Below are 12,555 nucleotides of genomic sequence, written 5' to 3' on the forward strand. Positions count from 1 at the left end.
GCGGCCGCCCTTTTCATGTGTTCGTCATGCGTTGACCGATAAATGTTAAAATGTTTAACATACATATCGCACCGCATATGGGGAACACGCGCATGGCCAATAGCCGCTATTTCTGGAAACTGATCAGCCGCAGCTATGTGGCCAGCCCCATTGGCGACGAGGCCGCTTACAAACGCAAGCTCGCGCTGACACAGGAGAGATTGAAGCCTGATTGGGAGGCGCTTGAAATCGCCTGCGGGTCGGGCAACACCGCGCTCGCCCATGCGCCCTTTGTGGCCCATATCACCGCCACCGACTTCTGCGGGCCGATGATGGACCACGGTCGCGCGCGGGCGAATGACGAAGGGGTGGACAACATCACCTTCGACGAGAAGCGTTTTGAGGACATCAGCACGGACAAGACCTATGACGCGGTGCTGATGAATTCCTTCATCCACCTGATGCGCGACTGGAAGGCGACCGTGCGCAAGGCGTCAGAGTTGACACGGGAAAATGGCATTTTCGTCTCCTCCACAGTTTCGACCGAAAGCATGGGGTTTGCCGCGAAGGCACTTTTGGCGGTGATGCGCGTGCTGCCAGTTCTGCCCTATGTCGCCTCCATTTCCCAAGAGGCACTCACCCGCGAAATCGAGGCAAACGGCTTTGAGGTCGAAGAGAACTGGCGCCCCGAGGGAGGCGATTCCGTCTTCATCATCGCGCGGAAACGCGCCTAGAGACGGGGGCGTACCAGAAAAAATGCGCCAAAACCGCGTCACGGAGCCGATTGAGGAGAAACTTCTGTGATCCTTTCGTGACACTGGCGCGCGAAATCCTTAAAGCATGGGCCGAACGGAACCCAATTGGATTCGGAGCCGGCACCCATGCGCGATCTGCCCCCCGCCACCCCCTTTGACGACGACAAGCTCAAGGAGGAATGCGGCGTATTCGGCGTCATCGGCGTTGCCGATGCAGCGAACTTCATCGCTCTCGGCCTCCATGCCCTTCAACACCGAGGACAGGAAGCAGGCGGCATTGTCACCTACGACCGCGACGCAGGCTTCCAATCCGCCCGTCGCTTCGGCTACGTCCGCGACAACTTCACATCGCAAAAGGTCATGGAAACCCTGCCTGGCCCCATCGGGATCGGCCACGTACGCTATTCGACCGCTGGCACCAAAGGCAACACCGCGATCCGCGATGTGCAGCCCTTCTTCGGCGAGTTCGCCATGGGTGGTGCCGCGATTGCCCATAACGGCAACATCACCAACGCCGACGCCCTGCGCCGCGAGTTGATTGAGCGCGGCTCGATTTTCCAGTCCTCTTCGGATAGCGAATGCATCATCCACCTGATGGCCCGCTCGCTCCAACGCAACATCCCCGAACGGATGAAGGATGCGCTGCGCCGTGTCGAGGGCGCCTTCTCGGTGGTTGCCATGACGCGCACCAAGTTGATCGGTGTCCGCGACCCGCGCGGTGTGCGCCCGCTGGTGCTGGGCAAGCTCGGCGACGGCGGCTATGCGCTCTCCTCGGAGACTTGCGCGCTCGACATCATCGGTGCCGAATTCGTGCGCGAGATCGAGCCGGGTGAGATGGTGGTCATTTCCGATGGCAAGGTCGAAAGCTCGAAACCCTTCGAGGCCTGCCAATCCCGCTTTTGCATCTTCGAGCACGTCTATTTCTCGCGCCCCGACAGTATTCTCGAAGGCCGCTCGGTCTATGAAACCCGCCGCCAGATCGGTGTGGAACTGGCCCGCGAAGCCCCCGTGGACGCCGATCTCGTCTGCCCCGTACCCGACAGCGGCACGCCCGCGGCCATCGGCTACGCGTTCGAGAGCGGCATTCCCTACGGCATGGGGATCATCCGCAACCAATATATGGGCCGTACGTTCATCGAGCCGTCCGAGCAGATCCGCAACATGGGCGTGCGTCTCAAGCTCAACGTCAACCGTGCGCTCATTCGTGACAAGCGGATCATCCTTGTCGATGACTCGGTGGTGCGCGGCACCACTTCGCGCAAGATCAAGGATATGCTGCTCGACGCAGGGGCCGCCGAGGTCCACTTCCGCATTGCCTCTCCGCCAACCATGTGGCCGTGCTTCTACGGCGTGGACACGCCCGACCGTGACAAGCTTCTGGCCGCGCAGATGACCGTGGAAGAAATGCGCACCCACCTCGACGTGGACAGCCTCCAGTTCATCTCTCTCGACGGTCTTTACCGCGCGGCAGGCGTGGCAGAAGGGCGCGACAATGCCGCTCCGCGCTATTGCGATGCCTGTTTCTCGGGCGAATACCCCGTGGTGCCCTCGGACATGATCGAGAAGGGTTTCCAACTCAAAGACGCGGCGGAGTAACGTGGCCTCCCCGCTCGATCTCGACCCGCGATGGCGCGCGCTACAGGAACGCGGCGGCGTCATCGACATCGGCTTTGACCACCCCTCCGAGTGGCCGCATTCGGAACGTGGCGACGCGCCCTTTGTCAAAGAGGGCGAGGACCAGCTGACGTCGGAGCTATGCCGTGCGGGTGATCTGCGCTATCTGCGCGCGGTTCTCAGCCTACCGATCCGTGGCAGCGAAGAGGCCCTCGGCGTGGCGCTTTGGATCGAGGTGCCGCACACGGTGTTCTACGCCTATCTCGACCACCTCGACGGCGGTACGCTTCCCGCAAACGAACTGGGCATATTGGCCAACGACATCACGCCGCTGGCCGACATGGGGTCTCCCGTGACACTCGCGTTCGAAACGGATGGTGCGCGCCCGCAGGCCGGGATTGACGGGTTGGCGGATATTTCTCTCGATCACCTCCTCGACCTATATGAAGCCAGCGGGACACTCGCGCGCAGCGACCTCAAACCCTCTTGACCTCAAAGGCGCACCGCGCCACACCCACCTCATGACACAGAACAGCAAAATCGCCCTTGTTACAGGCGCATCGCGCGGGTTGGGGTTCCACCTCGCCGAGGCACTCGCCCCCACCTATCACGTCGTCGCCGTGGCCAAGACCACAGGCGCGCTCGAAGAGTTGGACGACCGCATCAAGGCGAAGGGTGGACAGGCTACGCTCGCGCCGATGGATGTGACCAATATGGATGCGATGGCACACCTGTGCCGCGGGATTTACGACCGCTGGGGACATCTCGACCTCTGGGCGCATACGGCGGTTTACGCGCAATTGCTCTCGCCCGCCGATCACATCGATCCCAAGGATTTCGACCGCACCATCGGCACGAATGTCACCGCTCTGGGCAAGCTCATCCCGACGGTCTCCCCGCTACTGGGGATGGCGAAAGAGCCGACGGATGCGCTGTTCTTCGATGACCCGCACGCGGGCGAGAAATTCTTTGGCGCCTATGGTGCCTCCAAGGCCGCGCAGGCCGCTTTGATCAAGAGTTGGCAGGCCGAGGCGGCAGGCGTCTCGGGCGCGCCGCGTGTGCATCTGTTGGAGCCGAACCCCATGCCCACGGCAACCCGCGCCCGCTTTCACCCAGGTGAGAGTAAGGAGGGGCTAACCCATCCCCGCGAGGAGGCCGCGCGCCTTCTTAAAGAGGCGCAAATTCTCTAAAGCTGCGCAAAAAGGTCGATGCGGTAGCCATCAGGATCGGACACGGTCGCATAGCGTTGCCCCCACGGAGCATCCCACGGCGCGGTCACAATCGCATGACCTTCAGCGGCCACTTCCGCAGCAACGGCGTCAACCTCCATCGGACTGTCACAGAGCATCGCGAAGATCGAATGGTTCGGTGCGCGCGGCGGCTCTCCGTTGAGCTTTTCCATCAAGGCGGCATCGTCGATCATCAGACGTGGCTCGCCCGCCCTGCGCACAGGTTCGACATGCTGTGGCGCGCTAAACGCCCCCTCCCCTTCGAAATCAAATCCGAGAAGCCTGTAGAACGCCTTGCTCGCCTCAATATCGGTGGCGCTTACGGCAACGGCATCAAGGACGGGATTGGGCATAACAACTCCTGAACTGGCGCGGGCGACTTGCCGCGATTCCCAGCCTGCTTTAAGGAGGATGTAAAGCCAAGGAAAATACAGGTTCCCCATGCGCATTCTCATCACCAACGACGACGGCATCAACGCCCCCGGGCTTGTTACTTTGGAGGCTATCGCTGCCGAGCTGGCGGGGCCAAGTGGCGAGGTCTGGACAGTTGCACCAGCCTTCGAGCAATCGGGCGTGGCCCATTGCATCACCTATTCACACCCGACGATGATCACGGAGTTAGGCCAACGTCGCTGGGCGGCGGAAGGGTCGCCTGCCGACTGCGTGCTGGCGGCGCTCTACGACATCCTTCCGCAAAAGCCCGACCTCGTGCTTTCGGGCGTCAACCGTGGCAACAATGCAGGCGAGAATGCGATGTACTCGGGCACGCTCGGAGGCGCGATGGAAGCTGCCCTCCAAGGCGTTAAAGCCATTGCCCTGTCGCAGTTCTTCGGTCCCGAAAATACCAAGCTCGACAATCCCTTCGAAAGCGCGGCCGCGCATGGTGTTTCGGTCATCCGCGCACTTCTGGACGCCGACCTCTGGGGCGAAGGGGACGATTACAACGTGTTCTACAACGTCAACTTCCCGCCAATTTCGGCCGACGACACCCGCGCGCCTGTTGTCTCGCGTCAGGGCCGCCGTCCGACATCCGGTTTCGGCATGGAGGCGCAAACCTCTCCCACGGGCCGGCGCTTCCTATGGGTGCGCGGCTCCGAGCAAGCTGTGGATACAGGTCCGGGCACGGATGTCGCCGTGAACCTTGCGGGCCACATCTCGATCACGCCAATGCGTGCCGATTTGACCGATCACGACAGTCTGGACGCCTTGAACGGATTCTTTGCTGGATGATGGACGCAGAAGCACAAATGCAGTTCCTCTACCAGTTGCGCTCCAAGGGCGTGACCGACGCCCGCACGCTAGGCGCGATGGAGAAAGTGGACCGCGGACGCTTCGTCAAGGGGGTGTTTTCCGCGCGCGCCTACGAGGATATGCCGCTTCCGATTTCCTGTGGCCAGACCATCTCGCAACCGTCCGTCGTCGGGCTGATGACACAAGCGCTCAATGTGCAACCGCGCGACAAGGTGCTCGAAGTCGGCACGGGCAGCGGCTATCAGGCCGCCGTCCTCAGCCACCTCGCCCGCCGCGTCTACACCGTCGACCGCTACGCCCGCCTCGTGCGCGAGGCGCAAAGCGTATTCGACGAAATGGGCGTGGTGAACATTACCGCCTTTACCGCCGATGGCAGCTTCGGACTTCCCGATCAGGCCCCCTTTGATCGCATCATCGTGACAGCCGCCGCCGAAGACCCGCCAGGCCCCCTCTTGGCGCAATTGAAAACCGGCGGTATCATGGTCGTGCCGGTTGGACAGTCGGATGCCGTGCAAGGTCTGATCAAAGTGACCAGAACCGAAGACGGTTTCGACTATGACGAGCTGCGATCCGTGCGTTTCGTTCCCTTGCTTGAGGGGATCGGTCAAGAGTGAAGCCCCGCATGAAGAGGGCCAATGGGGACACCCCAGAGAATGAGGACAGAGCAATGACGATTTCCTATTCGAAAGCCATGTTGGCGGGCTGTGCCTTTGCCGCGCTGAGTGCCTGCGATCAACCACTTGATTTCGACCTTCGCGGGCTGACTGACGGCTTCAGCACGTCACAAGCGGCGATCGAGGCCCGCACGGCGCCCAAGCCACAAGCCGATGCAAATGGCATCATTTCCTACCCGAACTATCAGGTGGCCATCGCACGCAATGGCGACACCATTGGCTCCGTGGCCGCCCGCACGGGCCTCTCGACCTCGGAACTGGCGCGCTACAACGGCATTCCCGAAGACGTTACCCTGCGCGCGGGCGAGGTCATCGCCCTGCCCCGTCGCGTCGACACCGCCAGCCCGATCCAGTCGGGCACCATTGCGACAGGCGAGCGGATCGACGTCACCTCGCTGGCGTCACAGGCGCTCGATGAGGCCGAAAGCGGAACCACCACAACCCAGATGACGCAGGCCGACCCCTCCGATCCGATCGAAGGGATGGAGCCCGTCCGCCACCAAGTGCAGCGCGGCGAGACCGCCTATTCCATCGCGCGGAAATACGGCATCTCGGTGCGCGCTCTGGCCGATTGGAACGGGCTTGATGCCAACCTCTCGGTGCAGGAAGGCCGCTATCTCCTGATTCCTGTGAAGGCCGCCGACAGCGCGACCTCGACGAGCGAGGAGATCACCAAGCCAGGCGAAGGGTCATCCACGCCGACGCCCCCTTCGGCAGCAGAACCCCTGCCCGATCCAGACTCTGCAACTCCCGTTGCCGCGCCGAGCGAACCCGCCGCCGATCTTGGTGCCACACAAAGCTCCAGCGCAGAAATGACCAAGCCCGTGTCGGGGCCGATCATTCGCGACTACGACAGCGCCAAGTCTAAGTTCATCCTGTTCTCCGCTCCCGCGGGCACAGCGGTGAAGGCCGCTAAGGCTGGCACTGTGAAGCTCATTTCAACCAACGCGGACGGCGTGAAAATCATCGTAATTGATCACGGCGCGGGTCTTCAGACGGCCTATAGCTTTATCGACGACATTTCGGTGTCCAAGGGTGATACCGTCAAACGCGGCCAGCAGATCGCCAAGGTGACAGCCAACGAATTCAATGCGTTGCAGTTCATGGTGTTCAAAGGCACGCAAACCGTCGACCCGACACCCTATCTCAACTAACGGGCGGATCGGGGCTTTCGGTCACGAAAATTGACACGTGAAAAAGAACAGGCGGCAGGATACATATCTGCCGCCTGTTTCTTTGTGATGACATCTCGCAATCAAAGGATGGATCGGGACGGGCGCAGCCGTCACCCCCTCACTCCTGTTCGAGCTTGATCCCTTTGCGCCCCGCCAGATCGGTGAAGAACTGCCACGCAACGCGTCCCGAACGCGAGCCGCGCGTGGCCTGCCATTCGATGGCCTCGGCGCGCAGGGTCTCGTCGTCGATCTCGACGCCATGCACATCGCAATAGCCACGGATCATGGCGAGATATTCGTCTTGCGAACAGGGGTGGAAACCGAGCCACAGGCCGAAACGATCCGAGAGCGACACCTTTTCCTCAACCGCCTCGGACGGATTAATCGAGGAGGAGCGTTCATTCTCGATCATGTCGCGCGGCATCAGATGGCGACGGTTCGAGGTAGCATAGAACAAGACGTTTTCGGGCCGCCCCTCGATCCCACCGTCCAGAACCGCCTTAAGTGATTTGTAATGCTGGTCATCGTGGCTAAAGGACAGGTCGTCACAGAAGAGCAGGAAGCGGTGGTCCGAGCCGCGCAGCAGGCCGAGCAAACGCCCCACAGACGGCAGATCCTCACGCTGCAACTCGACGATCTTGAGCGGATAGCCTTCAGCGTTCACAGCGGCATGAACAGCCTTCGTCAGCGACGACTTCCCCATCCCGCGAGCGCCCCACAGCAGCGCGTTGTTGGCCGAAAACCCCCGCGCGAACTGGCGCGTGTTTTCAAGCAGCGTGTCGCGCGCACGGTCGATGCCCACAAGACTTTCCAGCCCGACCCGCGAAACCTGTGTCACAGGCACTAGCGCGTCAGGCTCGGTCTCCCAGACGTAGGCATCCGCCGCGTCAAAATCTGGAGCATCGAGCGGCGCGGGTGCAATCCTCTCCAATGCCGCAGCGATCCGTTTGAGCGCCTTCGACCCCATTATTTTTCGTCCTCATCCGTATCAAAGAAATCGTCGTCGTCCTCGTCATCTAGCAGACCCTCGGCGCGCAAGCGTTCATTACGCTGGCGCTCGACGCGGGCCACGAGGAAAATCGACACCTCGTAAAGACCGTAGACGACCGTGAACAGGATCACCTGAGTCGTCACATCAGGCGGCGTCACCAATGCGGCCACGGTCAGAATGCCTACCACCGCGTATTTCCGCGTGGCACGCAACCCGTGCGCCGTAGCCAGTCCCGCTTTCCCCATGAGCGTGAGTAGCACAGGCAATTGGAAGCACAGACCGAAGGCCACGATCATTTTCAACGTGATATCAAGGCTCTCGTTCACCTTGCCGTTGAACACAATGTCGATGCCCGAGTCCGTGACCGCCTCGGCCACATCGCCCGAATTCGTCACCAAGGCCCCGACAAAGGACGGCAGGTCGGCAAAGCCCAGAAAGAAGGCCATCGCCAACGGCACGACGACGAAATGAGCAAAGGATGCGCCCGCGAGGAAGAGAAGCGGCGATGCGACCAGAAACGGCAGGAAGGCGTCCTTTTCGTTGCGGTAAAGCCCTGGCGCCACGAAGCGCCACAGATGATAGGCGATCACAGGGAAGGACAACATCAGGCCACCGACCATGGAAATACGGATCAGCGTGAAGAAATACTCCTGCGGCGCTGTGTATTGCATCACGGGGTTCGGGTTCCCGAGCGCGCGCATGGTGTTCTCGATCGGCACGAGCAAGAAGTCGAGGATGTGCCCACCCACGGAGAAACAAATCACCATGCCGATCACGAATGCAATGACGGAACGGATCAGACGGTTGCGCAGCTCGGCGAGGTGCTCGATGAGCGGTGCGGTGCTGTCTTCAATCTCGTCTTCGGGTGTGGTGTCGGTCTGGCTCATGCCTCACCCTTCTTCGATGGCGCAGCCTTTTTCGCGGCCGCCTTGGTCGCGGGTTTCGCCGCGGTTTTCTTAGCTGCCGGTTTCTTGGCCGCTGGCTTTTTCGCGGCGGTTTTCTTGGTTGCGGGCTTCTCGGTCGTAGACGTTTTAGCGGCGTCCGGTGTCTCTGCCTTCGCGGCTTCGGCGGCTTCGCGCGCCTTGCGCTCGGTCGCCTTTTTCGCCGCATTGTCGGAGATTTTCTTCGCCATTTCAGCGCGCTCGGGATCAAGCGCGGGCGGCGCATCCTTTGCGTCGTCCGTGCTCATCGGATCCCATTTTTCGAAACGGTCGGCGGCATCGTCGAGCGCGTCGAGACCGAATTTCTTCGGATTGGAGGCTGCTTTGAGCGCATTGCCCGCCTCCTTGACACCACTCTCGTCGGCCGCCGCTTCCATCGCGCGGGAGAATTCGCGCCCCATGGCGCGGGCCTTCGCGGTGAACCGGCCTAGCGTGCGGAACATGCCAGGCAAGTCCTTTGGACCGACAACGATCAAGGCCACAACGCCCACAACGAGCAGTTCGGACATGCCGATATCAAACATCTATGTCGCCTTTCCTCACACCCCAACCAATGGCTCCACGCGCCGCGCCCATAAGGGCCACGCGTTTCGAGCCGATCAGCTTTTCTCTTTTTCGGTCGCTTCGGGGGTGACGTCCTTGGCGACGGCGTCAGCTTCTGCCTCGATCTCTTTAGTGCCTTCGGAGACACCCTTTTTGAACGAGGAGATGCCCTTGCCCACTTCGCCCATAAGGCCAGCGATTTTGCCGCGACCGAACAGGACAAGAACGACGACGGTGATCAGAAGAAGGCCAGGAAGGCCGATATTGTTAAGCATGGATACTCTCCCGTGCGAGGGGGCGCGCCTGCGACCCCGTGAAACTTGCAGTGGCTAGAATTAGGCCTCCGCGCGACATGTGAAAAGCGAAAAGAGCGTGATCGGGCGCATATGCCCACAATTGGCGCGACGCGGGAGACTGGATTTTGACAACTGACAGGTTTATGTCAGTTGGAATGCGCAACATGCGTGGCCTTCTCGTCGAATCGGAGAGCCTATGGATAATATTCAAATCATTGAAACTGTTCGATTTCGTGTCATGATGGGATCGAATACCGCTGCCCAGCCCCGAACCGTGCGGGTGGTTTAAGCGATGGCGGGCGGGCGCAAACAGTCAGGAGAACGGCGTAGCGACCGTCTTTTCGAACTGATCGGCATTCTGCGCGACGGGGAACTCCACACCGCGCGAGAACTGGCCACACGGTTGAATGTCACCGAGCGCACGATCTGGCGCGACATGGCTACGCTGCGCGCCTCTGGCGTGCCTGTCGAGGGCGAACGCGGCGTTGGCTACAGGGTCACAGCGCCGATCACTCTCCCCCCACTGAACCTCAGCATGGGGGAATTGGAGGCGCTGCATCTCGCAGTCGCCATTCTCGGCGAGGCAACCGATCCGGAACTGGCCCGATCGGCGTCATCACTGGCGGCGAAGATCGACGCCGTGCTGCCCGAAAACACGGCCATCCCCTCGGGCGGGTGGGGATTTGCGGTCTACCCTTTCGCCGATGCGGCCTCTGGATTTCGGCATATGCCGCTGCTGCGCGAAGCGGTGCGGGGCAAGAAAATCCTGCGTGCGGCCTACCGCTCACGCGACGACCAAGTGAGCAACCGTCTGATCCGACCGCTTCAACTGGATTATTGGGGGCGACTCTGGACCTGCACCGCGTGGTGCGAATTGCGCAATGATTTCCGCGTGTTCCGCGTTGACCGCTTTCAGACGCTCATCGACACGGGCGCGACGTTCAAGGATGAGACAGGTAAGACGCTCGACGACTACCTCGCCGCGCGGGCGTGACTATGCGCCCTTCGGGACGGGAAAGACGAAACAGCGTTCGCGGCGTAACATGAGCCACCACGGGCTGCCTGCTTTGGGTAGGAAGACACTCGGCACGGTGGCGTGCAGGATCGAGCCGTCGAAATCCATTCGGAACTCCACAAGGCTTTCGCGCCCCATGAAGCGGGCTCGCTCGACCACCCCGCGCGCGGGGGTGCCGTCCTGCGGCGTCGGGTTCGGACCACGACCCGCGCGGTCGAAATCAATGCGCAGGTGCTGTGGACGGATCACGATATCGACCTGCGTGCCATTCTCACGGCCTGGGCAGAGGAACTCGCCAAAGGGCGTGGCGACAAGCGCATTCTTCACCGTCCCACGAATGACGTTGATATCGGAGAAAAATGCGGCGGCGTCCTTGTCTACGGGCGCGTTGTAGATATTGTAGGGCGCACCTTGCTGCACGATTTTCCCGTCACGCATCAGCGCGATCTCGTCGGCCATCCGCATCGCCTCGTCGGGCTCATGCGTCACAAGGAGAACGGCGGTTCCTTCGGCCTTGAGCACGTCGAGGGTGCTGTCACGGATCTCGTCCTTTAGTCGCTCATCGAGGCCGGAGAAGGGTTCATCCATCAGCATGATCGAGGGCCGAGGCGCAAGCGCGCGGGCCAGTGCCACACGCTGCTGCTCGCCGCCTGAAAGTTCATGAGGAAACTTGGCCTCGGCATGGGCCAGGCCGACTTTGCCAAGCAATTCGCGGACACGCGCCAGTTTGTGCGATTTGTCCCCTTTAAGCCCGAATGCGACGTTCTCTCCCACAGACAAATGTGGGAAAAGTGCAAAATCCTGAAACATCAAACCGATCGAACGGCCCTCGGGCGGCACCCGATACACCGTGTCACAGACAAGCTCGCCATCCACGTAGATCTCGCCCGAGTCCTGCATATCGACCCCCGCGATGATCCGCAGCGTTGTCGACTTGCCGCAGCCCGAAGGACCGAGAAGGCATGTCACCTGACCCGGCATGACGCGCAAGGAGACATCGGACACCACTTCGCGTCCCGCGAAGGACTTTCGGATATTTCGGATTTCCAGACGCGGATGCTCGGCGCCAGCAGGCAAAGGCTGGCCTTCGGCGGCATCGGCTTGCGATTGTTGGGGGCTCGATTGGGACACGATGTTTCCGACGAAAACTCTAAGACTAAGAGCGTCCTAGCAGCCCGCCCGCCCCTTAGCAACCGCAGGCGGGCACGGGATCGGGAGGCAGGTGTCCTAAGAGACCCGTCTCCCGCCCAGTTGCGGGCAAGCCGCAATCACATCACGGTGTTGGTCGCGCCACCATCAAGAAGGATGTTCTGCCCCACCATGAAGCCCGCGTGCTGCGAGCACATGAAGGCGCAGGTCGCGCCGAATTCGGCGGGCGTGCCGTAGCGGTTCGCGGGAATCGTGGCCTCGCGTGCCTTGCGTGCCTCGTCCATCGAAACGCCCTGTGCCTTGACCACACCCTGATCAAGCGCGGTGGCGCGGTCGGTGTCGTGGATACCTGGCAGGAGGTTATTGATCGTCACGCCATGCGCTGCGACCTGACGTGCGGTGCCTGCGACATAGCCCGTAAGGCCGGCACGAGCCGCATTGGACAGACCCAGAACGGGAATCGGAGCCTTCACGGAAACGGACGTGATATTGACCACACGGCCCCAACCACGTTCCATCATGCTCGGCACCAAGGCTTTGATCAGAGCGATCGGCGCGAGCATGTTGGCATCCAGCGCAGCGATAAAGTCATCTCGTTCCCAGTCGGTCCACATCCCCGGAGGCGGGCCGCCCGCGTTGGTCACAAGGATATCCACCTGCCCCGCCACATCGAGCAAAGCGGCGCGGCCTTCGTCTGTGGTGACATCGGCGGCCACGGTTTCGACCTGAACACCATAGCTCGCGCGGATTTCAGCGGCAGCGGCTTCCAGAGCCTCCGCCCCGCGTGCGTTCATCACCAGATTGACACCTGCAGCCGCAAGGGCTTCAGCACAGCCACGCCCCAGTCCCTTCGACGAGGCACATACCAATGCCCGTTTTCCCGCGATTCCAAGATCCATTCGCCATCTCCTCTATTGCCCGCGCGCTTGTCGGCGCCACGGCA

Annotated in this window: 15 protein-coding genes; 8 read left to right on the forward strand and 7 right to left on the reverse strand. The window is 61.4% G+C overall.

What is annotated here, in order from left to right; genetic code table 11:
* Nucleotides 1-92 precede the first annotated feature (92 nt).
* From ACN0SC_RS01625 to ACN0SC_RS01640, 4 genes are all read left to right on the forward strand, one after another.
* Nucleotides 93-713, forward strand: coding sequence for a class I SAM-dependent methyltransferase (locus tag ACN0SC_RS01625; RefSeq protein ID WP_417247920.1), 621 nt, complete (start codon nt 93-95; stop codon nt 711-713).
* A gap of 147 nt (nt 714-860) precedes the next feature.
* The gene (gene purF / locus ACN0SC_RS01630; RefSeq protein ID WP_417247921.1) at nt 861-2,330 is read left to right on the forward strand and encodes an amidophosphoribosyltransferase; all 1,470 of its coding nucleotides are present in this window, start codon (nt 861-863) and stop codon (nt 2,328-2,330) included.
* A gap of 1 nt (nt 2,331) precedes the next feature.
* Nucleotides 2,332-2,838 carry a DUF2199 domain-containing protein gene (locus ACN0SC_RS01635; protein WP_417247922.1) on the forward strand — a complete coding sequence of 169 codons (507 nt, stop codon included), beginning with the start codon at nt 2,332-2,334 and terminating at the stop codon, nt 2,836-2,838.
* Between the two features lie 31 nt (nt 2,839-2,869).
* On the forward strand, nt 2,870-3,538 hold the full coding sequence (locus ACN0SC_RS01640) for an SDR family NAD(P)-dependent oxidoreductase (protein ID WP_417247923.1): 669 nt from the start codon (nt 2,870-2,872) through the stop codon (nt 3,536-3,538).
* On the opposite strand, the gene ACN0SC_RS01645 is transcribed toward ACN0SC_RS01640, so the two are convergent.
* Nucleotides 3,535-3,930, reverse strand: coding sequence for a VOC family protein (locus ACN0SC_RS01645; protein WP_417247924.1), 396 nt, complete (start codon nt 3,928-3,930; stop codon nt 3,535-3,537). The two genes, ACN0SC_RS01640 and ACN0SC_RS01645, sit on opposite strands and share 4 nt — an antisense overlap.
* Before the next feature lie 88 nt (nt 3,931-4,018).
* Between ACN0SC_RS01645 and surE the strand changes: the two genes are divergently transcribed.
* Genes surE through ACN0SC_RS01660 form a run of 3 tightly spaced genes read left to right on the forward strand, consistent with a single transcriptional unit; the run spans nt 4,019 to nt 6,656 of the window.
* Complete coding sequence (surE, locus tag ACN0SC_RS01650; protein ID WP_417247925.1) at nt 4,019-4,807, forward strand: 5'/3'-nucleotidase SurE; 789 nt, start codon at nt 4,019-4,021, stop codon at nt 4,805-4,807.
* A complete protein-coding gene (locus tag ACN0SC_RS01655; protein ID WP_417247926.1) occupies nt 4,804-5,442 on the forward strand; it encodes a protein-L-isoaspartate(D-aspartate) O-methyltransferase in 639 nt (212 codons plus the stop codon). Before surE ends, ACN0SC_RS01655 begins: the two co-directional genes overlap by 4 nt.
* Before the next feature lie 53 nt (nt 5,443-5,495).
* Complete coding sequence (locus ACN0SC_RS01660) at nt 5,496-6,656, forward strand: LysM peptidoglycan-binding domain-containing protein (RefSeq protein ID WP_417247927.1); 1,161 nt, start codon at nt 5,496-5,498, stop codon at nt 6,654-6,656.
* 139 nt (nt 6,657-6,795) lie between these two features.
* On the opposite strand, the gene ACN0SC_RS01665 is transcribed toward ACN0SC_RS01660, so the two are convergent.
* The 4 genes from ACN0SC_RS01665 to ACN0SC_RS01680 all read right to left on the reverse strand — a co-directional run bounded on the left by ACN0SC_RS01665 (nt 6,796) and on the right by ACN0SC_RS01680 (nt 9,427).
* Nucleotides 6,796-7,644 carry an ATP-binding protein gene (locus ACN0SC_RS01665; RefSeq protein WP_417247928.1) on the reverse strand — a complete coding sequence of 283 codons (849 nt, stop codon included), beginning with the start codon at nt 7,642-7,644 and terminating at the stop codon, nt 6,796-6,798.
* Nucleotides 7,644-8,555: a twin-arginine translocase subunit TatC gene (gene tatC / locus ACN0SC_RS01670; RefSeq protein ID WP_417247929.1), complete on the reverse strand. Its 912-nt coding sequence runs from the start codon at nt 8,553-8,555 to the stop codon at nt 7,644-7,646. The genes ACN0SC_RS01665 and tatC overlap by 1 nt, the downstream gene beginning before the upstream one ends.
* Nucleotides 8,552-9,133: a Sec-independent protein translocase protein TatB gene (tatB, locus tag ACN0SC_RS01675; protein WP_417247930.1), complete on the reverse strand. Its 582-nt coding sequence runs from the start codon at nt 9,131-9,133 to the stop codon at nt 8,552-8,554. Before tatB ends, tatC begins: the two co-directional genes overlap by 4 nt.
* A gap of 75 nt (nt 9,134-9,208) precedes the next feature.
* Nucleotides 9,209-9,427, reverse strand: coding sequence for a twin-arginine translocase TatA/TatE family subunit (locus ACN0SC_RS01680; RefSeq protein WP_417247931.1), 219 nt, complete (start codon nt 9,425-9,427; stop codon nt 9,209-9,211).
* Between the two features lie 313 nt (nt 9,428-9,740).
* Here ACN0SC_RS01680 and ACN0SC_RS01685 point away from each other — a divergent pair, with 313 nt between their 5' ends.
* The gene (locus ACN0SC_RS01685; RefSeq protein WP_417247932.1) at nt 9,741-10,442 is read left to right on the forward strand and encodes a helix-turn-helix transcriptional regulator; all 702 of its coding nucleotides are present in this window, start codon (nt 9,741-9,743) and stop codon (nt 10,440-10,442) included.
* Here the strand turns inward: ACN0SC_RS01685 and ACN0SC_RS01690 are convergent, their stop codons facing one another.
* The gene (locus ACN0SC_RS01690; protein WP_417248538.1) at nt 10,443-11,540 is read right to left on the reverse strand and encodes an ABC transporter ATP-binding protein; all 1,098 of its coding nucleotides are present in this window, start codon (nt 11,538-11,540) and stop codon (nt 10,443-10,445) included.
* Nucleotides 11,541-11,731: 191 nt separating this feature from the next.
* Entirely contained in the window at nt 11,732-12,511 is a 780-nt protein-coding gene (locus ACN0SC_RS01695; RefSeq protein ID WP_417247933.1) for an SDR family oxidoreductase, read from the reverse strand.
* Between the last annotated feature and the right edge of the window lie 44 nt (nt 12,512-12,555).

The sequence above is a fragment of the Celeribacter sp. genome (genome assembly GCF_048261515.1).
Taxonomy (GTDB): Bacteria; Pseudomonadota; Alphaproteobacteria; order Rhodobacterales; family Rhodobacteraceae; genus Celeribacter.

Bases quoted from the DNA above. Each gene is read 5' to 3' on its own strand.
- ACN0SC_RS01655 (WP_417247926.1), top strand. From the start codon at position 4,804: ATGATGGACGCAGAAGCACAAATGCAGTTCCTCTACCAGTTGCGCTCC.
- ACN0SC_RS01695 (WP_417247933.1), bottom strand. From the start codon at position 12,511: ATGGATCTTGGAATCGCGGGAAAACGGGCATTGGTATGTGCCTCGTCG.
- ACN0SC_RS01680 (WP_417247931.1), bottom strand. From the start codon at position 9,427: ATGCTTAACAATATCGGCCTTCCTGGCCTTCTTCTGATCACCGTCGTC.
- tatB (WP_417247930.1), bottom strand. From the start codon at position 9,133: ATGTTTGATATCGGCATGTCCGAACTGCTCGTTGTGGGCGTTGTGGCC.
- surE (WP_417247925.1), top strand. From the start codon at position 4,019: ATGCGCATTCTCATCACCAACGACGACGGCATCAACGCCCCCGGGCTT.
- ACN0SC_RS01625 (WP_417247920.1), top strand. From the start codon at position 93: ATGGCCAATAGCCGCTATTTCTGGAAACTGATCAGCCGCAGCTATGTG.
- ACN0SC_RS01665 (WP_417247928.1), bottom strand. From the start codon at position 7,644: ATGGGGTCGAAGGCGCTCAAACGGATCGCTGCGGCATTGGAGAGGATT.
- purF (WP_417247921.1), top strand. From the start codon at position 861: ATGCGCGATCTGCCCCCCGCCACCCCCTTTGACGACGACAAGCTCAAG.
- ACN0SC_RS01660 (WP_417247927.1), top strand. From the start codon at position 5,496: ATGACGATTTCCTATTCGAAAGCCATGTTGGCGGGCTGTGCCTTTGCC.
- ACN0SC_RS01685 (WP_417247932.1), top strand. From the start codon at position 9,741: ATGGCGGGCGGGCGCAAACAGTCAGGAGAACGGCGTAGCGACCGTCTT.
- ACN0SC_RS01640 (WP_417247923.1), top strand. From the start codon at position 2,870: ATGACACAGAACAGCAAAATCGCCCTTGTTACAGGCGCATCGCGCGGG.
- ACN0SC_RS01645 (WP_417247924.1), bottom strand. From the start codon at position 3,930: ATGCCCAATCCCGTCCTTGATGCCGTTGCCGTAAGCGCCACCGATATT.
- tatC (WP_417247929.1), bottom strand. From the start codon at position 8,555: ATGAGCCAGACCGACACCACACCCGAAGACGAGATTGAAGACAGCACC.